Here is a 23395-nt window from a genome sequence, read left to right as displayed (position 1 = left end):
CCCTCTTTCTTTACGATACCAACTTCGGCTGACCACCAACCACATAGTCCGAATGCTGCATGTTATAGGGAATACCTAACCCATCAAAACATGCCCCCACGGCCGAAGCCCGCTGCTTAAAACAGTTCTCTATTTGCGTAGTAGTCGCACCTGCAAAACTTGGTAAGACTGAAATAACCGTTGCACCAATATTATTTGTGGTTGCAGGAACATTACTTTGCCCCAAACTAGTCCCTTTGGGAACTGAACTAAAAGGCGCAGAAGCCGTGGAGCTTTTGGTTAAATATACTTGCGACAAAACCGCAGAACGCCCCATTGCAAACTGGTTGGCTTTACAAAAGCCATCAACACCAATCTTGGTCGTTGATCCATCCTCTGTAATCGCGCTAGCTTTAGATAATTTAAAGAAAGAATTTTCCGATGCGCGATAGCAAAATACCAATTCGTCATTTGCATTGGCAGACGAGTTAAAATAAGCAAACATACCATCCAAGGCCAGTTGTCTTTCAACCTCAGCAGGGTTTTCAATATTAAACAACGCTGAATCAGAGTTTTCTAACAACAACGCATTCACCTGACTATTGGTTGCAATTTTTAAACCCACAATCCCCATTTTTACCGCTATAGTCCCCAGTAATGTGATAACGATCAAAATGACCAATACCGTAATGAGTGTTGCGCCTTTTTGTTGTTTCATGATGATGCTCCCAAGGTATTACGAATGGCGACCACTTGATTTACCGCCTGACGCAAATATCGCTTATTTACTGCTACATCCCCTGAAAGCGTGACTGGAGTTCCCGCAACATTAAAGCTGGTTTGAGTATTTAAATTTGCATCTGCACCAATTGTTCCCGTGGAACGAGACAAAATGCCAATCTCCATAGAAACAACATTCAAATAGGTTTTTGAACAGGTATCTTCAACTATTGGGGAGGCACAAGCTGCACGGATTGTCTCCATCGCTGCAATATATTGATCAATTGTCATATAGCGTAACTGACCCGCAGGATTTTTTACCCCTAAGCGTACTTTAAACGCATCGACCCGCTGCATAATTTGTTGTGCATTGGTATTTAAACCGACTAGCCCTGCACCATCATAAGAAGCAGCATCACAATACAGCGAGTACGAGGTCGGCTCACCCGTTACTTGTTGTGGACTTTCTGCCACATAATAACGTTGCACAATGGTTTTCGAGGACGCATTCGTCACCTGTACGCCTTCACAATTAAAAATCTCACTGCTTGCAGGGACATATTGTATAGTTAACCGATCACTTGTCCCAGTAGTGTTGTCAGTATCCTTATTTTGCAAAGTAACAAATTCAGCTTCTAAATTAGCTGTTGCTTGCAATGCAGTTGGTAGATTTTCTTTTTTAAAAATAATCCCCGAACCATCCACAAGATTATTTATTTTTTGCGCAGATACCGTATTCAAATTGGTATGTCGCAAATCGTGGGTAATCAGTGATAGACCAAAGTTTGCATTTTGCTGCAACTCACTCATGCCAGACTGCAAACCCAAAGAACGCTGACTACTTAAAAATACAGCCAATCCTGCGGCAACAATTAACAATCCTAATGCTAAAGCAATCATCAACTCCATGAGGGTGAAACCTGAGGTATATCGCTTATGAGCCATAGTTATATACCTCCATGATGATGCATTTCGCATTTGGTACATAGGCTGCACCATTGGTGCAATCAGAACTACCTGTACCATTGGTCGCTGTTGTTCCTTCCCACGCTACATAAACACATTTACGCACTAAGGTAGACCCTTGACAATTAAGCACATTCATCCTCATACCCAAGCCAGTTGCACGGCTGCTTACTAGTCTAAAATCGTATTTAGCCATATCTTCAGGGGAACAAAATGCAGTTGCGCAATTCGTGGTATCGGTATTCGCAACATATCCCGCCAACCCATCCCGATTCATACGCATCCGCTCCGCCAAATCTCGGGCAATATTGGTCGCCTGAACATTCATCGTCGCTTCGTTGCTAGCCGTGATGGCTCTAATTTGTAATGCCACAAACCCCAATACAGCAATACTTAGAAGTACTAAAGCCACAAGCACCTCCACCAACCCAACTCCCGTTTGACGTTTCATCATTTTTATTATTCCTTCCCCTCAAGTCGGACAACTTGTTGCCGCTTTGTTGTAAACAACCGTTCCACCCTTTTGTACATACACATATGCTTTTAACGCAGCATCACTACTGTGTTCAAAAATAAAGCACTGTCCGTTTGTGGAAATACTGGTCTGCCCCAAACGATTAAAAGTCACACTGCTATCCCCACTCTTTTTTGTGACATGCGTCGGCACCCAAGTTTTAAAAGGTGTTGCCACACTACTATCTAACGCTACGATCCGATCACTCTGTTTAAAAATCGCTTCTGATCTCGTTTCGCTCAATAAATCCACAAAATCACGGGTATCGCTTCGCAATTGATTACTTCGAACCATTTGGATAAAAGACGGCGCAGCCATCGTTGCAATAATCGCCGCAATCGCAATTGTCATCATCAATTCTATTAAGGTGAATCCTCGATTTTTCCCCATCGCTCCGCACCCAAGAAAAACTTTTACTTATATTAATAATAAACTTATCTCTTACATAACCAATACAAAGTAGATAAGTAACATAAAAAAACGGATGGAGTGTCGTCCATCCGTTTTAAGTTCACATTTTTCTATACAAATTAGGCCTGTATCACTTGTATTCGTAACTCTTTGGGTAGGCTAAAAGTAATATTTTCCTCGCGACCTTGAAGCTCTTGCGGAGGAGTCGCACCCCAATCCTGTAAACGCTGAATGACCTGCTTGATGAGAATTTCAGGCGCGGATGCACCAGCCGTCACACCAATTTTACTGTCTGACTTAAACCAATCTTTTTCTAGTTCTTCTGCATTATCAACCAAATAAGCTGATTTACCCATACGCTCAGCCAGTTCACGCAAACGGTTTGAATTGGATGAATTCGGAGAACCTACCACCAACACTACATCACATTGTTCCGCCAAATCACGTACCGCATCTTGACGATTTTGAGTGGCATAACAGATATCATCCTTACGCGGTCCCATGATCATCGGATATTTTTTTCTTAGGGCATCAATCACTTTCGCTGTATCGTCGATTGAAAGTGTTGTTTGAGTTACAAATGCAACTTTTTCAGGGTGTTTTACAACTAACGCTTCCACATCATCTTCATCTTCAACGAGATAAATCTCTCCACCTTTAGACTTATCATATTGACCCATCGTGCCTTCGACTTCGGGGTGTCCTTCATGCCCTATTAAAATAGCTTCTGTGCCTTCACGAGCATATTTAGTGACTTCAATATGAACTTTGGTCACCAACGGGCAAGTAGCATCAAATACTTTTAGACCGCGACGTTCTGCTTCTTGTTGTACGGCTTTTGATACGCCATGAGCGCTAAAGATTACAATTGAATCATCAGGAACTTGGTCCAGCTCATCAACAAACACTGCACCTCTTTGACGTAAATCATCGACTACAAATTTATTGTGAACGACCTCATGTCGTACATAGATCGGTGGATTGAAACATTCTAATGCACGATTGACGATCGCTATAGCACGGTCAACACCAGCACAAAAACCTCTTGGATTGGCCAACACGATTTCCATAACAACCTCTCTCATCATTTGAATATTTATGCCAAGCTATTTCGTTTAGCGGCACGCTACACTACAATAGCCAAGATATTTTATCATATCAGGAAAAATATCATGTCGGGTCTATTGTTTGTCGTTTCTGCGGCATCAGGAACAGGCAAAACATCTCTTGTAAAAGCCCTACTCGATCGAGTCAGCAATCTACACGTTTCTGTCTCACATACTACGCGTGGACAACGCCCTGGTGAACTTGATGGTGTTCACTATCATTTTACTGATACTGAAACATTTTTAGAGCAAGTAGAACAAGGTGGTTTTATTGAGTACGCTGAAGTATTTGGTAATTATTACGGCACATCTCAAGCAAAAGTAAAAGAACAATTACAACAAGGTCACGATGTTTTACTCGAAATTGACTGGCAAGGTGCTGAACAAGTTCGTCGCCTTTTCCCTGAATCAAAACAAATTTTTATTCTCCCTCCAACCCAGTATGACCTAAGACAACGTCTTTCAAACCGTGGTACGGATTCAGTCGATGTGATCGAACATCGCCTCAGTTGTGCAGTTGAAGATATGCGCCATTTCGCTAGTTTTGACTATGTCATTATCAATGATGATTTCAACAAAGCTGTGCATGATCTCGAAGCAATTATTACGGCAAATCGTTTAGTCACTCTGCAACAAAGCAGTCGCCATCAAAAGTTGATTGAAAACTTAATTACACTCAATCGCGAATAACTTGAGTCTTGAGCAAAAGCCTTTTATACTATTTAGTCTTTTCAAGTGTAATGTTCAAACGAGACAACTTATGGCACGTGTAACCGTTGAAGATTGTTTAGACCATGTAGATAACCGCTTCGAGTTGGTACTGGTAGCGAGTAAACGTGCACGTCAATTAGCACGTCAAGGCATGGAACCAACTGTTGAGTGGGATAATGACAAGCCAACAGTCGTTGCATTACGTGAAATTGCGATTGGTCATGTAACAAAAGACATCTTAAAACAACGCGAACAAGACTACCAAACATCAAATCTTGATATGGTATTGTCTACAAATTCTTTGAATTTAGAAGGATTTACATTTTAAGTAAATCTGCTCGCATAAAGAAGCCCAATGTGAAGACACTGGGCTTTTTTGTTTATTGAAAATTTGGATTCAAATTGATAAAAGCAATCGGTTTAATTGAAAAAAATTCATATTTTTTCCAATGAACAAATTGACAAGTTTATCAATATGCTTTTCATTAGAAGCTAAGTAATTCAATATCGAAATTTAAGTTATATAGGTGTTTTTTATGCCAGGCGAAGAGGTCAGCCAAGCCAAGCAACAACTCAAAGTCATCATTGAAGCCTATCTCAAAGATAGTGAAATTCAGTGTGTGCTTGCTGCCTGTGATTTTGCCGATTTAGCGCATAGTGGTATCACTCGAAAAAGTGGTGAACCTTATGTACTGCATCCTATAGCAGTAAGTTGCATACTTGCACATATGCGCTTGGATGCCGATACTTTGATGGCAGCCTTATTACATGACGTTATTGAAGATACCGAATTTACCAAAGATGAAATCGGACAAAAATTTGGAATAGTTGTCGCCGAATTAGTCGATGGTGTAACAAAATTAAGCCACTCCAGTGATAAAGAATATAACAAAGCCGCTTCTTTCCGAAAAATTCTGCAAGCAACCTTACAAGATCCTCGTGTCATTATTATTAAATTAGCCGATCGTTATCACAATATGACGACCTTGGATGCTTTACGCCCCGATAAAAGAGCACGTATTGCACAAGAAACTTTTGATATTTTCGTACCGATGGCACGTTTGGTTGGTATGAATGAGATGGCTGATAACTTGGAACATCTCTGTTATCAAAATCTTGATCTTGATATGTTTAACGACGTACAAGCAGCCCTACTTGCAACAAAACCAAAGCGCTGTGAATATCAAACAGTATGGGAACAAAAACTAACTGATTTATTAAAGACATACGACTTAAAAGGCCGTATTAAAAAGAAAAACAATAATATTGAATTGCTACGCCATTTTGTAAAAAATGAAATAGACTTAAATGAATTAAGCCACAGCCATGCCTTTGAAATTATTTTAAACAGCATTGCTGATTGTGATCGCTTCGTCGATGCACTCAAAGAGAACTTCCAAGTTTTACAATATAAAGATCACATCCGACGTCCACTTCCAGGTGGCAACCAATCGTTAATGATCAAATTAAAAGGTGAAAAAACTACACTTTCACTCACCATACAAACCGAACTTATGCGTAAAGCCGCTCGCTTTGGTGTGGTTTTAGGTGAGAACGCGCCTCAAGCTTGTCGTTCAGCCATTCAAGCCTCTATGCAGAACTTGAACACCCTCATTGATGGAGAATGCGCAAAAACTACTTTTAGTGATTTGCTTGATTATTTACATCAAGAAAAAATTTGGGTATATACACCTCACGGGCAGTTACATGAACTACCACAGGGCGCAACTGTTGTAGATTTTGCCTATTCTGCCAGCTTATTTTTAGGTAATCATGCTGTTGGCGCAAAGGTTGATGGTGAAATTCGTCCTTTATCAACACCTTTACACAGTGGACAGGTTGTTGAAATCATTACTGATGTACTCGCCACCCCAAACCCAGATTGGCTGAGTTTCATTAATACGCAAAAAGCTCGACGTGCTCTCCAAAACATGCTCCGCGAGCAAGACATCGATGAACAACGTCTTGTTGGTCAACAAGCTCTTAATCGCGCACTAAAACTTTTCCACCGCTCAATAGATGATCTTTCTCAAACGGATTGGATTAATGTACTGGAGTGGCGTCATTTAAGTAGCAAAGATACCTTATTTGAGCAGATTGCAGTGGGCGACTTATTGCCTCAACTGGTTGCGAATCATTTATTTGCGCAAGATCATCATACACAGCACCAAGCAACATCAGACCGTTTGATCTCAGGCACAGAAGGTGTCGATGTCAAATATGCACACTGTTGTAATCCTGTTCTCGGTGATCCAATTCAAGGGCATTTATCTCGAAGAGGATTAATCGTCCATCGTTCACGCTGTCGTAATTTACTACATGAGCAGCATCTTCATCCTGAAAATATTATGCCCCTACATTGGCAAGCTGAAGAAGTTGATGATGTTCGTTTTAGTGCCTATCTATGTATTCATATGATGATGAATGATGAACAAATTTCTGATCTGATCTACCAGTGCCGAAAAGCTAAAACAGGCGTAGAAATGGTGGAATCACAAGATCATAAAACTTACGTCAATATAGTCGTCAGTAACCGTAATCAGATCGCGCAAATTATCCGTGATTTACGAATGCATTTTGGATTCCCACGAATAGAACGCCTCAATATGCCAATTGTGCAAACTGAAATTGCCAAAGTATAAAATCTAACACTTATCCTCACTAGCAGATATAAATCATGACAATAATCGACTGCGACTCCGCAGTCGTAGGCAGTTTCGTGGGCGATCTTTTGTGTTAAAGTCACATTGTTTTATGATAAAAACGACATAGGAGAGCTTAATGTCACGTCAAGTAATTCATACTGAACATGCGCCAGCTGCGATCGGAACGTATTCTCAAGCAATTTTAGTCGGTAATACGCTTTACCTTTCAGGCCAAATTGGCTTAGACCCTTATAGTATGGAACTTGTGGATGGAATCGAAGCTCAAATTCGTAGAGTATTTGACAACCTAAAAGCTGTATGTGCTGCAGCGGGCGGAAGCTTAGCAGATATCGCAAAACTCAATATTTTCCTTACAGATTTATCTCATTTCCAACTTGTGAATCAAATCATGGGCGAATACTTTGCACAACCTTACCCTGCTCGAGCAGCATTGGGGGTTGCTAGCCTTCCCAAAGGTGCATTGGTTGAAATGGATGGCATCGTTATCATTAACCAATAATCTATAAAAATTAAATACTTAATTAATAAATTTCATTTTTAATTGGTCATCAATCTCGAGAGGAATTCCGTGTATAACTCAGATTTCCTCTCAAATGATCTTTTTTTATTCAAATTCTCAATAAGAATATATTCACTATTAGAATGAAATTCATTGACAAACGATAATAATTATCAATAATATCAATTATCGCATTAATATTTGTGGATCACTCCCATGTATGTTTGTTTATGCCGTGGAATCACAGACCAAGATATCAAAGATGCTGTTGCAAATGGCGCTGAAAGCTATCGTGAAATTCGTGATTTACTCGACTTAGGCACTTGTTGTGGTCGCTGTGTTCCTGAAGCTCGCTCAATTATCAATGAAGAACTTGCTGAAATTGCAGCACGTATTTCTGTCGCGGCATAACTCCTTTTCAAATATTTTAATAATAACCCTGCTTTAACTACCACTATTAAAATTAACTCTTTCTTTAACCCTCCCTATGCAAATGAGACTCACATCATCTGCTTTTGATTGTGATTTTCATTTGCCGTTCAATAAATTACTCGCGCCAAATCCATTTGTTGATTAATATAATCTAAATTGCCTTAGCGATTAGGGCATTACTGGATGTTTACGGAGTAAGTGCAATGAAAGGCAATCGTGAAGTCATTAATCAATTGAATCAGGTGCTTTATCACCATTTAACTGCGATCAACCAATATTTTTTACACTCTCGTATGTTCAATGATTGGGGAATTGAAAAATTAGGTTCAGCTGAATACAAAGAATCTATTCGCCAAATGAAACATGCAGATAAGATTATTGAACGCATCTTGTTTCTTGAAGGCCTACCTAACCTGCAGCACTTAGGCAAACTTTATATCGGACAGCACACAGAAGAAGTCCTAAATTGCGACATCCGCAAAGTTAAAGAAAATATTGAAGCACTCAAGCAAGCTGTAGAGCTATCAGAAACACAACAAGACTATGTAACACGTGATTTAGTTCAAGAAATTCTAGAGAAAGAAGAAGAATACTGGGATTGGTTAGATACTCAATTAGATCTTATTGAAAATGTTGGCATTGAAAACTATATTCAAAGCCAACTTTAAAACATATAAAAAAAGAGCGACTTAATGTCGCTCTTTTTTATCACTTAGACTATTGATTTAACTCAATAATGTCAGCCAAACTCACATCTTTTTTATACAAACGATTAAGTATGTAAAGGTATTTTTCAGCTTCCTTATTTTGCTGATTGTAGACCAATACTTGTGCAAATTTCTTCAAGTTATACGGTGTCGCCTTATTCTTCACCATCTCAGCAAATTCACTTAACTGCGCTTCAGAAAACCTTGTTTTAGGATCTAAGGCTATCCAATCTAAACGCTTCTGAAATTGTGTTAATAATAAAATTCTTGAGCTACCCAATATTTCTTCGGTAGGTTGTTTACCTTTAAAGATAAGGCGACTGTTATCCTGAAACAGTTTGTAATCCCGCCAGATCAACAAAAGAACAATGACACTGATCAACCATACACAACGCACGACATTTTTTTGAATGGTGATACCCTTTAATTGCGGTGTTTGTGCCTGAATAAGCCCCAGCAAGAAACCTATTGGCAACAGAAAATATGCATAACGCTGTGGGAACTCCAACATAGCATGAATCAAAATCGCACAAACCATCAAAATCGCGATAATTGAGGTACTATCTTTTGCCGTCTTGTTTAACCATAACAACCATAGAGATAAATATCCAATAATCAAAACACCAAGCGGAACACCATTCCAAATTAGAAGATCAAGGACAATGTTGTGGGCGCTATTAAACCAAACTTGAACAGTATTGAACTCAATACTCTCGACTACAGCGATACTTGTTTGATTCCAGCCGTAGCCAAACCAAGGACGTTCTGCAATCGCATGCAGAATTTGCATCCACATGCCTAACCTTTCATGTCCTGAACCTGCTCTTTGAACAATAGAAGCTGTATGGGCCACTCCCGTATCCAAATTAGAACTCATAAACTGCGTTAAATATGGAAGTAAATAGCCCGCAATCACAAAATACAATAAAGTCCATAGAAGCAATTTAGGGAAGTTAAAGCGCGGATTATTTTTATGCTGCTTATAAATCCAATAAAAAAAGAAAAATATACAAACGATCCATGCTGTTCTTGATTGAGTCAATGTAATGGTAAATAGCAGGATTAGAGAAGAAGGAATAAGCAACCATAAGGATGCTTTTCTTTTCTCATATAAGTAAAGCCCACCCATCAATGCCATCACCAAAAAGGTCGATAGATTATTAGGTTGCCCAAAATTAGCATAAGGACGATTCCCTCTTAACCCCATGATTCCATAAATATAGGATTCAAGATTTAACCATTGGACTACCGCCATAAAGCTACTTAACAATCCAGCAATTAAAACAACTAAGCTAAAGCCAATCATAAGCTTTTCACGATTTTCAGCCTGTAGAGATAAGTTATATCCACATAACATCATCAGCCAAAATGTAAAAAGATAGGCAAAACTTAGAAAGGCAACACTTAAATCTACTATTAACCCGGAACAAAACTGAAGTAGCGGCAATAAAACAATGCCCAACATAAAAATTTGCGGGCGTGGAATCTTAATTTCTTTTGTTAGAAACAAAGTCACTATAGCAAGTGCAGCGCCAAAACTTGCAAGCTCACTTGAGAAGGTTACCCATGGATATGTATGAAAGGGTGATAGCCAACCGAAGATAAGGAAAATACTGGCGACTATAAGACAGAGGATTTGCATAGTTGAAAAGAAGAAAGAGCTTTGAAGCATTATACACCGAAGCTCTTTTCTACAAATTAAAATCAGAATCCAAGGATCAAATGATTAATTCCATGGACGCAGATCTACAATTTTTACGACTTCGCCTTTTTCCTTGTTCACTAGAACAGTCATATCAATAGAGTTTGCTTTCAAAGGTATAAAAGCTGTTGCTTGGGGATATTGACTTAGAGTCTTTTGAACTGAGATTTTATCGTTAAATTTATTTAAAGTTTCTAAACTTTGGGCACGCTTTTGAATCTGATTTTTTACTTTATCTAGTGGCACATAACGTTCTGGCTTTTGTGCAACAGAAATACCCCCTAGAACCTCTGCAAACATATCATCATTGCGAATTTGCTTATCTTGAGCAAATTCGACACCTACATACTGAGGTTTAAACCAAGAAGGGTTCTGGTATTGAGGTAATGCCTCCCCTATGTTTTTGTCAACAATTTCATTATTTCGTATTAATTGGAAGCGATCTACGTAATAAGCTAGCCATACTGGTCGCCCCCGTTCGATGCTATATATACCATAACCTAAAGCACTTAACTGCAATATAATAATGATACTTAAATCCATTTTTAAAGTTTTTTTACCTTGCTTATAAACCAATAAACCTAATAACGGCCCAATGATGACATCAATAACTAACATCATTAGGAAAATATATGTAACACCAACAGCTTGTGCTAATGGAAATGGATACCAAATAAAAAAAACAATGCCTACTATAAAAATAGCTACAACTATAGAAATAAAAAAATGTTTAATAAAAAACTTTCTTTTTGATAAAGCATACGTCATTACTTGGATACACTCTTTTTATGCCATTCAAAAGCTAGAGATTGATTCACATCATAAAGCGAACTAAAATTATACTTTCTACCATATAATTTCTCCAGAATGAGCAAATGTTTCTTTGCTGATTCATTTTTATCATTTAATGCTAGAGCTTGTGCATAATGGTATAAATTATATGGTGTAGCATAACGATACGCTACTCTACGCATCCAATCTAATTGCTGTCTCGACATATTTGAATGAGGAATCGTACGAGAAAACCTTATTTGTTCTTTTAATTGAGTAAGTAGCAATATATTTGGTGTAGCACTATTCGAATGCAATTCTCCAATATTATACATTTCAAACCTAAGTAGTTGGATATCTTTTTCAATAACCCTATACTCAAAAAAAATCCACACATATATAATAGAGGAAAATATTATCAATGATTTTAAAACCGATTGTTTAATATAAACAAGTTTAATACCATCATCTTTATATTGAACATTGCCGAGTAAAAATCCTACTGGAAGTAGAAAAAAAGCATAATCTAGAGGATACTCTAACATTGCATGTATTAAAACAATACCTACCATAGAAAGAGAAATAAAAGACTCAATATCATTCACAAGTTTACTAATTTCATATAACCACAAACATAGAAAAAAAATAATAAAAACTCCAATAGGGATACCGTTCCAAACTAATAAGTCTAAAAAAATATTATGACTATGCTCAACCCACTCAGTTGTCGGATAATCTAAATAAATAGATAGTTGAGCAACACTGACTTGATTCCAACCGTAGCCTACTAAAGGTTCATTTGCTATAGCCAATAACATTTGGTGCCACATAGGAATTCTTAGATGACCTGTTGTTGCTCTAGTTATAATATCCTTTGTAAACATCACATCTAGATAATCAGAAAAGAAAGGTATTATTAAAACAAATAAAGCGAATAAGCTGGAAAAATAAAAAATTAAATATCTATTCAATCTAACATTAAAATTTCTAGTTTTAAAAAGCCACCAAAATATAAACAATACTACAAAAACCCATGCTGTTCTAGATTGGCAAAGTGCTATTCCAAACAAGATAAAAATTGAAATTATAATTCCAGAAAAGCTATTGATATATTTTTTTTCGTATAAATAGAGTGTTGCCATTAATCCGATGGAAAGAAATGTTGAACAATTATTAGGCTGGGCAAAATTAGCAAATGGGCGACCACCTGGAGGAATTTCAACAATCCAAACCCCATTAGAAGTAAGAAGCATCCATTGCTTTAACACAATATACACACTTAAAATACTAACAAATAAAATTAACATAAAAAAATATTTATAGATAAATATTTTATATTCTGCGAGATTATAGCCTACACTATAAGCAATAAGAAAACCCAACAAATAAAGTGAACTTATTAATGCATCTCCAAAAAAGAAGATTTTACCAAAAAAAAATTGGAAAAAAGGTATAAACATTAAAAACAAAAAGAATAGGATAACTTTTTTAGGGACTACAATCCTTTTAATACTGAAAAATGTTGCTAAACTCAAAAAAAATAATGATAAAAATGCGAGAAAATCACTATGAGAAGTTAACCATGGTAGATAATGATTTGGTACAAGCCATGATAAACCTATAAACAAAAGAGATAAGAGAAAAAAATATTTTATACTTTTATTCATTTTTTATAACTTCTTATAAATAATTAATAAAAAAGGGATGCCTAAACATCCCTATCATTTAACTGTCTAAATTAGCTTGCTCGACACGAGCCTGGCAAATATTTAGCAGGCATAGCAGTGCCACCATTAGTTGCTGGACCACATTTCCAGTTGTTAACAGCTGTACCAACATCACTTGAAGTCATTGCTGCTGTAGCACTTTTCATCGGTGTTAATGCGAATTGTTTTGAAGCAGCATCTTTCAAATCTGGTGCAGCACTAGTAGTTACAAAAATTTGACCAGCGTCTGTAGTTGTTACCGTTTGAACATATTTTGTTGCTGCCGAACTAGAAGTACCTGCCTCACAACCCCAGTTTCCTGCAGTAGGTAAAGATGCACTCGTTGATGATTGAAAAACTTCAGTTACAGTTGTACGACACGCTGATGCTGCTAAAACTGCTTCAGATACTTTTGCTCGAATAGTATAATCTTGATACGCAGGTAATGCTACCGCAGCCAAGATACCAATGATCGCTACAACGATCATTAATTCAATAAGAGTAAAACCCTTTTGCATTGATTTCATAACATTTCTCCAATGTATAAATTTTTATAAGCTTTTATTAGCTACTTGTATTTAGCATGTTCTATGCCAGTCCTTAGCTTATCGAATTTTAGCTTAAAAAAACAGAGACTTAAAACATTATTCAGCACGAACAAAAGCCCCTCTTTTTTGACAAAAAGAAATAATAAATGACAATATATGTCACCATTTTGCAAGCCTGAGACCTTGCTTAAGGAATTTTTAATGCTTTTTTAGTGATTTTCGCAATTAAAAGAGAATTTAATCACAGAGTTTTAATTATCTTTTTTTCTAAAAAGTGATGAATAAATAGACCATTTATCGGAAGATAAACGGTCTAATCGAAATAGGTTAAATTGATTATTGAAAAATAGACTAACAAAGGCTCAGTTTATAATATATGGCTCGTTTGGAAGCTCATTGTTCACTTCATATTTATTATTTTTACCGTAAAAGTCTTCAAGCACCGAACCAATCTGCTCCACTCCATGTTTAACAGCAGCTTGATATTGTTTTGCAGTCAAAATGCTGATCATTTCCTGACAGATTTGAGTCCAAATTTGTGTTTGTGTTGCATTCTTCAAACCACGATCAATCAAAATCTCAACTTTACGCTCACACAGATTTAAATAAAGCAACACACCACTATTCAACTCGGTATCCCAAACACCTAATTCTGAAAAGAGTTGCTGCGCACGTAAACGTGTATTTTGGTAATAAGCATGTGAACAAGGTATATGACCTTCAATTACTACCTGAATTTCTCCTACATGACCTTTTTCTGCTTGCTGTACTACTTTTGCGATCTCTTGTCGATCTTGTTTATTAAAATACCGATGTGCCGATGAAACGTAAAAAAAATGCTTTAACCAGCGTTTTGCACTAGGTTGTACAGATTCATCGAGCTTGGGTTGCGTAATAATTTCTGTTGTCTCTGTTTTAGTTACCATGATCCTGAGGCACCTCCCCCTCCAAAGCTACCGCCACCACCGCTATAGCCACCACCACTACCGCCAAATCCTCCACCTCCGCCTCCGCGTCCTCCACTAGACAAGAAAGCTTGAAAAATCAGTTGGGCGAGTGATGTGATTAATAAAAAGAAAATACCTATACCAAGCAGCAAACTCATAAGGATACCAGCACCATTTACCAAACCTGCAACTGTTGCAGCAACAGCAGCAGTAGATGCACTTAATCGTTTACCGACAATGAACGATCCTATGACACCCGCAATTAAAATAAATAGCGCCATCGTAAACGTATTATCTTTCGCTTGTTGTGCTTGGATTGCCTGCTCATGTCTCTCTTTGAGCTCTTGAGCAGATTGTTGAGCGATCTCTGGATCAAGATTAACGATACGGGTAACCTCATCCAAACCTGACGAAATCCCTTGTGCATATTGACCTTGTTTAAAATAAGGCGTGATCTGATTTCGAATTATTCGGCTCAATACTACATCAGGTAATACACCCTCCAAGCCATAACCTGTCAATATTTGAATTTTACGATCGTTGATCGCAATCGCCATTAATAAACCATTATCACGCTTGGCTGAACCTAATTGCCATTTTTCGCCTGTACGCAAAGCAAAGTCAAAAATGGCTTCTTGTCCTGTTGTTGGCACAATAATTACACCGATTTGAGCTTTGCCTTGTTGATATAAACTCAGAATTTTTTGGTTAAGTTGCTGTATTTCAGTCTCACTCAACACCTTAGCTTGATCAATAACAGGCTGATTTAAAGTTGGTAAACCTCGAATTAATTCACCTTCCTCCATATCATTGGCAACTTTTGGCAATACGGGTGCTTGTGTTGACTGCGATGATGTAGAGGTATTTTTCTGCTGATCTTGAATGATTTTTCCAGCAACAATCACATCACTATGATCTGTTGCGGTTGCAACCTCCGCCCAAACGGTATGCTGACAACAAAGCAGCGCAAAAAGAATAATAAGAATATATTTAATTTTTTGCGTTGGTTTTATCAACATACCTTACTCCTTATCGATCTAACCAGTTTCGGATCTTAATTAAATGAAACTGTCGGAGCTTGCTGTGCGGATTGTTCTGCTTTGAAGTTCTCTTTGGTTTTCATTCCAATGACTTTTGCAGTCATCACCTGTGGGAACTGACGTACATAAGCATTGTAATCTTGAACAGTCGTGATATAGCGATTGCGAGCCACAGCTATACGATTTTCAGTACCTTCCAATTGGGCTTGTAAATCACGGAATTGCTCATTGGCTTTTAAATCGGGGTAATTTTCAGAAACAGCAATTAAACGAGACAATGCGCCTGTTAATTGACTTTGTGCTTGTTGGTATTTCTCAAATAAAGCTGGGTCTTCTAAAACTTCTTTATCAACTTTTAAACCTGCAACATTCGAGCGTGCTTGAGTCACTTCTGTGAGCACTTGTTCCTCATGTTTGGCATAGCCTTTCACGACATTAACAAGATTTGGAACTAAATCAGCTCGACGTTGATATTGGTTTTGTACTTCTGACCATGAAGCACTCACAGCTTCATCTTTCACTTGCAATGTATTATAACCACAACCCGTGAATAACAATGTGCTTGCCAATACCGTTGCTAAAGCGGTGTGTTTGATCATTTTCATAAAAATTTATCCTCAAGTTTTTCTTTATATTTTTGCGATAATTCATTGTAGTGAGATTTTTTGCTATCTGTGTAACATTTATTTAAGTTGATTTATGTTTAGATTAAATAAAAAAAGCACTACTCAATTATTTTGAAGTAATGCTATTAACTGCGAAAAACTCTATGCTATCAGCCTAATTAACTGTAAATTTTAGATGCAGTTTCCTCTTGAAAGCTGATCATTCCATATTCGTCAGCCATACGTGCTTTCCAGTAATTTACCAATTTCGTATAGTTATGCTTTGCAGGATGGAAATCCGCTTGATAATACGATAAGTATTCAGGAATAAGCTGTATTAACATTTTTACAAGTAAATAGATTCCAAATAGATTACCACCGACTTTCGGTAAGCTTTTCCATTTATCTTGCCAAACTAAACGTGAGGTTGCATAGAACGTCAAACTTGCAAAACCAGTGGTTACACTTCGCATTAATAAACGACGAATACGATCATCGCCATAGACCTCTTGATAGACATCAAAGGCAACAGAGCGATGTTCAATTTCTTCAATTGCATGCCACACCCATAATTTCATTGCATCATTATCTAAGGTACTTAATATTTCTGGATGTTTGAGAATGTAACCGTCTAACATCGCAGTAAAATGTTCAAATGCACAAGTTAAAGCGAGCTGTAATTTTGGATGAATGTTTCGTAGTGCATCATCACGCTTTGCCAGCCACGCTTAAAAACGATCAAGGTTATAATCCTCTTTGCGCCATGCATCATTGAACTCAGTATGGGCTTTAGAATGCATAGCTTCTTGTCCAATAAATGCAGCAATTTGTGCTTGTAACTGAGGATCTTTAACTTTATCTCGTACGTTCCGCACACTGTTCACAAAATATTGTTCACCAATTGGAAAAGTGGATGATAACGCAGTTAAAAGATGCGACATTAACGGAGAGTTAGCAAAATAGTGTCGTTGAATTTTTTTAGGATTAAATTGCAAACGACGCACTGTAATTCCCAAAGCTTTGGGACGATTTAAATAGCCTTTCTCTGAATTTGCATTTGCAAGTGCCATCTTGAGTTCCTGCACATTTTATATACTGACTTTGAGTATTGCGCTGCAGGATAGTCAAGCATAGGGCAAAATAGCTTATACGATTTGCCAAAACTACCAAAAAGATAAGGTGAAAATAGTAGAGCCTGCATAATGCAGGCTCTACTTAGACGTTTTTACAATATTTTCTGGATTAAACACCAAGGTAATCTAAAATACCCTCGGCAGCTTGACGACCTTCCCAGATAGCAGTTACAACAAGATCAGAACCACGCACCATGTCTCCGCCTGCGAAGATTTTTGGATTAGAGGTCTGGAACTTGAACTCTTGCTGTTCAGCTGCTACTACACGACCAGAACCATCTAAGCTCACATTCGCAGAACCAAACCAATCCGCAGGACTTGGACGGAAACCAAAAGCAAGCAATACTGCATCAGCTGGTAAAACTTCTTCAGAACCAGGAATTGGCTCAGGGCTACGACGACCACGGCTATCAGGCTCACCCATCTGTGTAGTCACCACTTTAACACCAGTCACTTTGCCATTCTCGCCCACAATCTCGATCGGTTGGCGATTGAATAGGAATTTTACACCCTCCTCATAGGCATTTTTCACTTCGCGCGCAGAACCCGGCATGTTGCTTTCGTCACGACGGTAAGCACATGTCACATCATGTGCACCTTGGCGTAATGAAGTACGGTTACAGTCCATCGCAGTATCACCACCACCCAGAACAATCACCTTTTTGCCATCTACACTGATGTATTCGCTTGGATCTTTTTCCCAGCCTTGGCAACGATTTACATTCGCAATTAAGAAATCTAATGCATCGTAAACACCATCAAGATCTTCACCAGGGAAACCACCTTTCATATAAGTGTATGTTCCCATACCCATGAATACTGCATCGTATTCAGCAAGCAACTGTTCAATCGTTACATCGACACCAATTTCAGTATTCAAACGGAACTCAATGCCCATCCCCGTGAAGATTTCACGACGACGTTTCATCACATCTTTTTCCATTTTAAATTCTGGAATACCGAATGTAAGTAGACCACCAATTTCAGGACGTTTATCGAATACAACTGGTTTTACACCACCGCGTGCAAGAATGTCTGCACAACCTAAGCCTGCTGGACCTGCACCAATAATTGCAACTTTTTTATTCGTCCATTTAACGCCAGACATATCTGGGCGCCAGCCTAAAGCAAAGGCAGTATCGTTGATATATTTTTCAGCATTACCAATCGTTACTGCACCAAAGCCGTCATTTAGAGTACAAGCGCCTTCGCATAAACGGTCTTGTGGACATACACGACCACAAACTTCTGGCAATGTATTGGTCTGGTGGCAAAGTTCAGCTGCTTGGAAAATTTGACCTTCAGCAATCAGTTTTAACCAGTTTGGAATGTAGTTATGTACAGGACATTTCCATTCACAATATGGGTTACCACATCCTAAACAACGATGAGTCTGGTTTGCAGCCACTTCCGCTGTAAAAGGTTTATAAATTTCCACAAACTCTGCTTTGCGGACAGTAATATCTTTTTTCTCTGGATCTTGACGTGGTACATCCAGAAATTGAAAGTCATTATTGAGGCGTTCTGCCATGTCTCTCTCCGTGGGTAGGCGCAGCGATGTCTCTCATCTCTGCACCTGCCTATGTCTTTGCAGTCGTGGAATTATTGTGGATCAGCTTGGGTTGTTTTCAAAAGCGTTTGCAAATTAGCAGCTTTTGGTTTTACAAGCCAGAACTTACGACTATAGAAGTCGAACTCATTACGGATTTTATATGCCCAAGCACTACCTGTTTCTTTGATATGTTCATCAAGGATACGCAGTAGATTCTCTTTGTGATCTTCCATCGACTCGGTAGAGATACGATTTAGGTCAATCAACTCATGGTTGTAGTAGTCTACGAAGTCATTATCAAGGTCAAGTACATAAGCAAAACCGCCTGTCATACCCGCACCAAAGTTATGACCCACTTTACCTAAGACAGTTACCACACCACCTGTCATATATTCACAGCAGTGATCGCCAGCACCTTCAATTACCGCAAAAGCACCTGAGTTACGAACAGCGAAACGCTCACCCGCAGTACCCGCAGCAAATAACTTACCGCCAGTCGCACCATACAAACAAGTGTTACCGATGATTGCAGTATTTTGTGTTTGGAACGGTGAACCTTTTGGTGGGAAGATCGAAACTCGACCACCCGCCATGCCTTTACCAACGTAATCGTTCGCATCACCTTCAAGTTTGATATGTAGACCACCTGCATTCCAAACACCAAGTGACTGACCAGCTGTACCAACAAGATTCATCACAACTGGGCTGTTTTCCATCCCTAAGTTGCCGTAGCGACGTGCGATCTCACCTGAAATACGTGCGCCAATTGAACGATCACAGTTACCAACAGTGAAATTAAATGAACCGCCTGTACCTGCTTCAATCGCTGGTAGCATTTCAGCAACCATTTTCTCAGCCAATACACCTTTATCAAATGGCGCATTACCTTGAACTTGGCAATACTGAGCTTTACCTTCAACAGATGGATGTGAAGTCAATAAAGCGCTGAGATCAAGATGAGCATGCTTTTCAGTTTCACCAGGTAAAACTTCAAGCAAATCAACGCGACCAATCAAATCTTTAAGTGATGCAACACCTAGAGCAGCTAACCATTCACGTGTTTCTTCTGCAATAAATTTGAAGAAGTTAATCAACATTTCTGGTTCGCCAATATAGTGTTCTTGACGTAAATGATCTTGCTGAGTTGCAACACCAGTTGCACAGTTATTCAAGTGGCAAATACGAAGATATTTACAACCTAATGCGATCATTGGTGTAGAACCGAAACCAAAGCTTTCAGCACCTAAAATTGCTGCTTTGATTACATCCAAACCAGTTTTTAAACCACCATCAGTTTGAACACGTACCTTACCACGCAAATCATTTACACGAAGTGCTTGATGCGCTTCACTTAAACCTAATTCCCAAGGCGAACCTGCATGGTGAATTGATGATAGTGGAGATGCCGCTGTACCACCGTCATAACCAGAAATGGTAATGAAGTCAGCATAAGCTTTTGCAACACCTGCTGCAATCGTTCCAACACCTGGCTCAGATACCAGTTTTACCGATACCATTGCTTGAGGGTTTACTTGCTTCAAGTCAAAGATCAACTGAGACAAATCTTCAATTGAGTAAATATCGTGATGTGGCGGTGGTGAAATCAAAGTCACACCTGGCACCGAGTAACGTAAACGTGCAATTAAGCCATTCACTTTACCACCTGGTAACTGACCACCCTCACCTGGTTTTGCGCCTTGTGCTACTTTAATCTGCAAAACTTCAGCAGAAGTTAAGTACGCTGGTGTTACACCAAAACGACCTGATGCAATCTGTTTGATTTTCGAGTTACGAATCGTGCCGTAACGCGCTGGGTCTTCACCGCCCTCACCTGAGTTCGAACGACCACCAATTGTATTCATTGCGATTGCAATTGCTTCGTGTGCTTCTGGAGATAATGCCCCCAAAGACATACCAGCAGAGTCGAAACGCGGAAGGATATCTTCAATGCTTTCAACTTGATCAAGCGCAATTGAATTTGTCGTTTTTAATTTGAATAAGTCACGAATCGTAGCCACAGGACGGTTATTCACCAACTCTGCATATTCTTTAAAGTCTTGGTATTGACCTGAGCGAACAGCCTTGTGAAGTGAGTTAATCACGTCAGGGTTGAAAGCATGGTACTCTTTACCAAATACAAATTTAAGTAAACCACCTTGATCAATCGGCTTACGGTTCTGCCAAGCAGTTGTTGCCAATTTTTTCTGATCGTTTTCTAAATCTGCAAATGTTGCACCTTGAATACGGCTTGGTACACCAAGGAAACACTTATCAACAACTTCAGAAGATAAACCTACCGCTTCGAATAATTGACCACCGCGATAAGAAGCAACTGTCGAAATACCCATTTTAGAAAGAACTTTCAACAAGCCTTTCTCAATACCTTTACGGAAGTTTGCTTGTGCGTGGATTGGATCACCCAATAACTCGCCTTTAGCAACTAGGTCATTGATTACATCATAAGCCAAGTAAGGGTAAACCGCTGTAGCACCAAAGCCGAGCAATACTGCAAATTGGTGTGGATCACGCGCAAAACCTGTCTCAACTAAAATGTTTGCATCTGTACGCAAACCAGTTTTAATTAAGTGATGATGTACGGCACCTGTTGCCAATGCTGAATTCGCAGGTAAGAAGCCTTCACGGAAGTTCTTATCTGTTAATACGATCAGTGTTTTCCCATCACGAACAGCTTGAGCAGCTTCTTCACAAATACGAGCAATTGCCGCTTGTAAGCCTTCAGCCTCAGCGTAGTTCAAATCAATATCAACAACGCCATAACCTTCGCGCTCTTTTTCCACATCACGAAGCTGCTGCATTTTTGAGTTTGACAATACAGGACTTGAAATAATGATGCGGTCAGCGTGCTCTGGACCTTGTTCAAATACGTTTTGCTCACGACCTAAGCAAGTTTCCAATGACATCACAATCGATTCACGCAATGGATCAATTGGTGGATTAGTTACTTGAGCAAACTGTTGACGGAAATAATCAGATACATGACGTACCTGACGAGATAATACTGCCATTGGCGTATCATCACCCATCGAACCAACAGCTTCTTGACCACTTTCTGCGATAGGACGTAACAACTGATCACGCTCTTCAAATGTTACCATAAACATTTTTTGAGCTGCTTTTAATGCATCGCCAGTTAAACCTTGATCAACTAATTGTTCTTCAAGTTGCGGGTTCGCTTGCAAACGGATTGCGTGATCACGTAACCATTCACGATATGGACGCATGTTTTTAAGATGGTTACTAACATCTTTAGTATCGAGAACTTTACCTGTCAGTGTATCTACAACAAGGATTTGACCAGGACCTACACGGCCTTTAGATACCACATCTTCTGGTTCATAACCCCATACACCGATCTCAGATGCAAGTGTGATGTAATCATTTTTAGTGATCACCCAACGTGCTGGACGCAAACCATTACGGTCAAGCATACAGATTGCATGGCGACCATCTTGAATAACCAAACCTGCTGGACCATCCCAAGCTTCCATATGCTTAGAGTTGAACTCATAGAAAGCACGTAAGTCAGCATCTAAGGTTTCAACGTTTTGCCAAGCTGGTGGAACTAACATACGTAGTGCACGGAATAAATCCATACCACCACCAACTAAGATTTCAAGCATATTATCTAAGCTTGAAGAATCTGAGCCAGTACGGTTAACAATTGGATTTAGTTCAGTTAAGCCTGGAAGTAATGGGTTTTCAAATTTTGGAGTACGCGCCAAAGCCCAGTTACGGTTTGCAGTAATGGTATTAATTTCACCATTGTGTGCAAGATAACGGAAAGGCTGAGCCAATGGCCAACGCGGCAATGTGTTGGTTGAGAAGCGTTGATGGAATACAACGATATGTGATTTTAGACGCTCATCTGCCAAATCAGTATAGAAGTCAGCAATAGCAGCAGGCATCATCAAGCCTTTATAGCTAATCACTGTTGTGGCTAAAGTAGTCACATAAAATAAAGGATCATTTTGTAATTGTTGTTCAGCACGACGACGCGCTAAAAAGAGTTTACGATTAAACTCAACTTCAGTGACACCCATAGGGCAGTTCACTAGAATTTGTTCAAATGCTGGAAGTGATTGCAACGCAATTTCACCTAGAGCATCATTATTTGTCGGCACAACACGCCATGCTGCAACGGTAAGACCTTCAGCTGTAATTTCTTTGTTCAGAATATTTTTGGCATTTTGAGCTAAAGCAGGGTCAATATTTAAAAATACAGTACCCGCAGCAAAAATCTCAGTAAGGTTAGTACCTAACTTCTGAGCTTCGTCACGAAAGAACTGTTTCGGCATAGCCAATAGCAATCCGCACCCATCTCCCGTCTTACCATCTGCGGCAATACCACCACGGTGCGTCATGCAACTTAAACTGTGAATTGCGGTTTCCACAAGATGATGACTTGAATCACCCTTCATATGGGCAATCAAACCAAAACCACAGTTATCCTTAAACTCATCAGGTTGATATAAACCTTGAGCGGGAGCTACAGTATTAGGCGATGGCATGTGCATAGCGTACCCTTCTTTCAACATGGCTCTTTCGAGCAACAAACAATCAATTCATTTTCTGCGATATTGCCGATCAACTCATATAAAGTTCAATGCTTCGCGAAAACATTTTTTCTGGCGGATTTGCAATATACGCTGTTCCGCTAGG

Annotated in this window: 20 protein-coding genes and 1 pseudogene; 6 read left to right on the top strand and 15 right to left on the bottom strand. The window is 39.0% G+C overall.

What is annotated here, in order from left to right:
- Nucleotides 1–10 precede the first annotated feature (10 nt).
- The 5 genes from MKL32_RS09230 to ispH all read right to left on the bottom strand — a co-directional run bounded on the left by MKL32_RS09230 (nucleotide 11) and on the right by ispH (nucleotide 3660).
- The gene (locus MKL32_RS09230; protein ID WP_042891228.1) at nucleotides 11–697 is read right to left on the bottom strand and encodes a pilus assembly PilX family protein; all 687 of its coding nucleotides are present in this window, start codon (nucleotides 695–697) and stop codon (nucleotides 11–13) included.
- Complete coding sequence (locus MKL32_RS09225; protein WP_270900429.1) at nucleotides 694–1644, bottom strand: PilW family protein; 951 nt, start codon at nucleotides 1642–1644, stop codon at nucleotides 694–696. Before MKL32_RS09225 ends, MKL32_RS09230 begins: the two co-directional genes overlap by 4 nt.
- Nucleotides 1634–2119: a type IV pilus modification protein PilV gene (gene pilV / locus MKL32_RS09220; RefSeq protein WP_125318152.1), complete on the bottom strand. Its 486-nt coding sequence runs from the start codon at nucleotides 2117–2119 to the stop codon at nucleotides 1634–1636. Before pilV ends, MKL32_RS09225 begins: the two co-directional genes overlap by 11 nt.
- Before the next feature lie 18 nt (nucleotides 2120–2137).
- The gene (locus tag MKL32_RS09215; RefSeq protein ID WP_270900428.1) at nucleotides 2138–2569 is read right to left on the bottom strand and encodes a pilus assembly FimT family protein; all 432 of its coding nucleotides are present in this window, start codon (nucleotides 2567–2569) and stop codon (nucleotides 2138–2140) included.
- 140 nt (nucleotides 2570–2709) lie between these two features.
- On the bottom strand, nucleotides 2710–3660 hold the full coding sequence (gene ispH / locus MKL32_RS09210; protein WP_004909571.1) for a 4-hydroxy-3-methylbut-2-enyl diphosphate reductase: 951 nt from the start codon (nucleotides 3658–3660) through the stop codon (nucleotides 2710–2712).
- Between the two features lie 102 nt (nucleotides 3661–3762).
- Here ispH and gmk point away from each other — a divergent pair, with 102 nt between their 5' ends.
- From gmk to bfr, 6 genes are all read left to right on the top strand, one after another.
- The gene (gene gmk / locus MKL32_RS09205) at nucleotides 3763–4386 is read left to right on the top strand and encodes a guanylate kinase (protein WP_004909574.1); all 624 of its coding nucleotides are present in this window, start codon (nucleotides 3763–3765) and stop codon (nucleotides 4384–4386) included.
- Between the two features lie 70 nt (nucleotides 4387–4456).
- Nucleotides 4457–4735, top strand: coding sequence for a DNA-directed RNA polymerase subunit omega (rpoZ, locus tag MKL32_RS09200; RefSeq protein WP_004909577.1), 279 nt, complete (start codon nucleotides 4457–4459; stop codon nucleotides 4733–4735).
- A gap of 208 nt (nucleotides 4736–4943) precedes the next feature.
- On the top strand, nucleotides 4944–7049 hold the full coding sequence (locus MKL32_RS09195) for a RelA/SpoT family protein (protein ID WP_005403310.1): 2106 nt from the start codon (nucleotides 4944–4946) through the stop codon (nucleotides 7047–7049).
- 139 nt (nucleotides 7050–7188) lie between these two features.
- Nucleotides 7189–7572 (top strand): RidA family protein, encoded by a 384-nt coding sequence (locus MKL32_RS09190; RefSeq protein WP_004909581.1) that lies wholly within the window; start codon nucleotides 7189–7191, stop codon nucleotides 7570–7572.
- Between the two features lie 216 nt (nucleotides 7573–7788).
- On the top strand, nucleotides 7789–7983 hold the full coding sequence (locus tag MKL32_RS09185; RefSeq protein ID WP_004909583.1) for a bacterioferritin-associated ferredoxin: 195 nt from the start codon (nucleotides 7789–7791) through the stop codon (nucleotides 7981–7983).
- A 224-nt stretch (nucleotides 7984–8207) separates the two neighbouring features.
- A complete protein-coding gene (gene bfr / locus MKL32_RS09180; protein WP_004909585.1) occupies nucleotides 8208–8672 on the top strand; it encodes a heteropolymeric bacterioferritin subunit Bfr in 465 nt (154 codons plus the stop codon).
- Between the two features lie 49 nt (nucleotides 8673–8721).
- Here bfr and MKL32_RS09175 read toward each other — a convergent pair whose 3' ends face one another.
- The 10 genes and pseudogenes from MKL32_RS09175 to gltB all read right to left on the bottom strand — a co-directional run bounded on the left by MKL32_RS09175 (nucleotide 8722) and on the right by gltB (nucleotide 23244).
- The gene (locus tag MKL32_RS09175; protein WP_270900434.1) at nucleotides 8722–10353 is read right to left on the bottom strand and encodes a PglL family O-oligosaccharyltransferase; all 1632 of its coding nucleotides are present in this window, start codon (nucleotides 10351–10353) and stop codon (nucleotides 8722–8724) included.
- A gap of 84 nt (nucleotides 10354–10437) precedes the next feature.
- Nucleotides 10438–11181 carry a TfpX/TfpZ family type IV pilin accessory protein gene (tfpZ, locus tag MKL32_RS09170; RefSeq protein WP_270900427.1) on the bottom strand — a complete coding sequence of 248 codons (744 nt, stop codon included), beginning with the start codon at nucleotides 11179–11181 and terminating at the stop codon, nucleotides 10438–10440.
- Entirely contained in the window at nucleotides 11181–12851 is a 1671-nt protein-coding gene (locus MKL32_RS09165; RefSeq protein WP_270900426.1) for a PglL family O-oligosaccharyltransferase, read from the bottom strand. Before MKL32_RS09165 ends, tfpZ begins: the two co-directional genes overlap by 1 nt.
- A gap of 71 nt (nucleotides 12852–12922) precedes the next feature.
- Nucleotides 12923–13408 carry a pilin gene (locus tag MKL32_RS09160; protein WP_436661556.1) on the bottom strand — a complete coding sequence of 162 codons (486 nt, stop codon included), beginning with the start codon at nucleotides 13406–13408 and terminating at the stop codon, nucleotides 12923–12925.
- 392 nt (nucleotides 13409–13800) lie between these two features.
- The gene (locus MKL32_RS09155) at nucleotides 13801–14364 is read right to left on the bottom strand and encodes a TPM domain-containing protein (protein ID WP_270900424.1); all 564 of its coding nucleotides are present in this window, start codon (nucleotides 14362–14364) and stop codon (nucleotides 13801–13803) included.
- Complete coding sequence (locus MKL32_RS09150; protein ID WP_270900423.1) at nucleotides 14358–15404, bottom strand: TPM domain-containing protein; 1047 nt, start codon at nucleotides 15402–15404, stop codon at nucleotides 14358–14360. The genes MKL32_RS09155 and MKL32_RS09150 overlap by 7 nt, the downstream gene beginning before the upstream one ends.
- A gap of 35 nt (nucleotides 15405–15439) precedes the next feature.
- On the bottom strand, nucleotides 15440–16030 hold the full coding sequence (locus MKL32_RS09145; protein WP_004951564.1) for a LemA family protein: 591 nt from the start codon (nucleotides 16028–16030) through the stop codon (nucleotides 15440–15442).
- 179 nt (nucleotides 16031–16209) lie between these two features.
- Nucleotides 16210–17100: pseudogene (locus MKL32_RS09140) on the bottom strand (metal-dependent hydrolase).
- 172 nt (nucleotides 17101–17272) lie between these two features.
- Nucleotides 17273–18694, bottom strand: a complete 1422-nt coding sequence (locus MKL32_RS09135) for an FAD-dependent oxidoreductase (RefSeq protein ID WP_004909607.1) — start codon at nucleotides 18692–18694, stop codon at nucleotides 17273–17275.
- Nucleotides 18695–18765: 71 nt separating this feature from the next.
- Nucleotides 18766–23244, bottom strand: coding sequence for a glutamate synthase large subunit (gene gltB / locus MKL32_RS09130; protein ID WP_270900422.1), 4479 nt, complete (start codon nucleotides 23242–23244; stop codon nucleotides 18766–18768).
- Between the last annotated feature and the right edge of the window lie 151 nt (nucleotides 23245–23395).

This window comes from Acinetobacter sp. AOR34_HL, assembly GCF_027854795.1.
Taxonomy (GTDB): domain Bacteria; phylum Pseudomonadota; class Gammaproteobacteria; order Pseudomonadales; family Moraxellaceae; genus Acinetobacter; species Acinetobacter junii.
Note: the sequence above shows the minus strand (reverse complement) of the source record. Positions and strands in the feature narration are given on the sequence as shown.

Excerpts from the sequence above, each read along its gene's own strand:
- MKL32_RS09195 (WP_005403310.1), top strand. The coding sequence starts at position 4,944 with ATGCCAGGCGAAGAGGTCAGCCAAGCCAAGCAACAACTCAAAGTCATC.
- MKL32_RS09135 (WP_004909607.1), bottom strand. The coding sequence starts at position 18,694 with ATGGCAGAACGCCTCAATAATGACTTTCAATTTCTGGATGTACCACGT.
- MKL32_RS09215 (WP_270900428.1), bottom strand. The coding sequence starts at position 2,569 with ATGGGGAAAAATCGAGGATTCACCTTAATAGAATTGATGATGACAATT.
- MKL32_RS09150 (WP_270900423.1), bottom strand. The coding sequence starts at position 15,404 with ATGTTGATAAAACCAACGCAAAAAATTAAATATATTCTTATTATTCTT.
- MKL32_RS09185 (WP_004909583.1), top strand. The coding sequence starts at position 7,789 with ATGTATGTTTGTTTATGCCGTGGAATCACAGACCAAGATATCAAAGAT.
- rpoZ (WP_004909577.1), top strand. The coding sequence starts at position 4,457 with ATGGCACGTGTAACCGTTGAAGATTGTTTAGACCATGTAGATAACCGC.
- MKL32_RS09230 (WP_042891228.1), bottom strand. The coding sequence starts at position 697 with ATGAAACAACAAAAAGGCGCAACACTCATTACGGTATTGGTCATTTTG.
- MKL32_RS09225 (WP_270900429.1), bottom strand. The coding sequence starts at position 1,644 with ATGGCTCATAAGCGATATACCTCAGGTTTCACCCTCATGGAGTTGATG.
- bfr (WP_004909585.1), top strand. The coding sequence starts at position 8,208 with ATGAAAGGCAATCGTGAAGTCATTAATCAATTGAATCAGGTGCTTTAT.
- MKL32_RS09155 (WP_270900424.1), bottom strand. The coding sequence starts at position 14,364 with ATGGTAACTAAAACAGAGACAACAGAAATTATTACGCAACCCAAGCTC.
- MKL32_RS09145 (WP_004951564.1), bottom strand. The coding sequence starts at position 16,030 with ATGAAAATGATCAAACACACCGCTTTAGCAACGGTATTGGCAAGCACA.
- MKL32_RS09160 (WP_436661556.1), bottom strand. The coding sequence starts at position 13,408 with ATGCAAAAGGGTTTTACTCTTATTGAATTAATGATCGTTGTAGCGATC.
- gltB (WP_270900422.1), bottom strand. The coding sequence starts at position 23,244 with ATGCCATCGCCTAATACTGTAGCTCCCGCTCAAGGTTTATATCAACCT.
- MKL32_RS09190 (WP_004909581.1), top strand. The coding sequence starts at position 7,189 with ATGTCACGTCAAGTAATTCATACTGAACATGCGCCAGCTGCGATCGGA.
- gmk (WP_004909574.1), top strand. The coding sequence starts at position 3,763 with ATGTCGGGTCTATTGTTTGTCGTTTCTGCGGCATCAGGAACAGGCAAA.
- MKL32_RS09175 (WP_270900434.1), bottom strand. The coding sequence starts at position 10,353 with ATGCAAATCCTCTGTCTTATAGTCGCCAGTATTTTCCTTATCTTCGGT.
- tfpZ (WP_270900427.1), bottom strand. The coding sequence starts at position 11,181 with ATGACGTATGCTTTATCAAAAAGAAAGTTTTTTATTAAACATTTTTTT.
- ispH (WP_004909571.1), bottom strand. The coding sequence starts at position 3,660 with ATGGAAATCGTGTTGGCCAATCCAAGAGGTTTTTGTGCTGGTGTTGAC.
- MKL32_RS09165 (WP_270900426.1), bottom strand. The coding sequence starts at position 12,851 with ATGAATAAAAGTATAAAATATTTTTTTCTCTTATCTCTTTTGTTTATA.
- pilV (WP_125318152.1), bottom strand. The coding sequence starts at position 2,119 with ATGATGAAACGTCAAACGGGAGTTGGGTTGGTGGAGGTGCTTGTGGCT.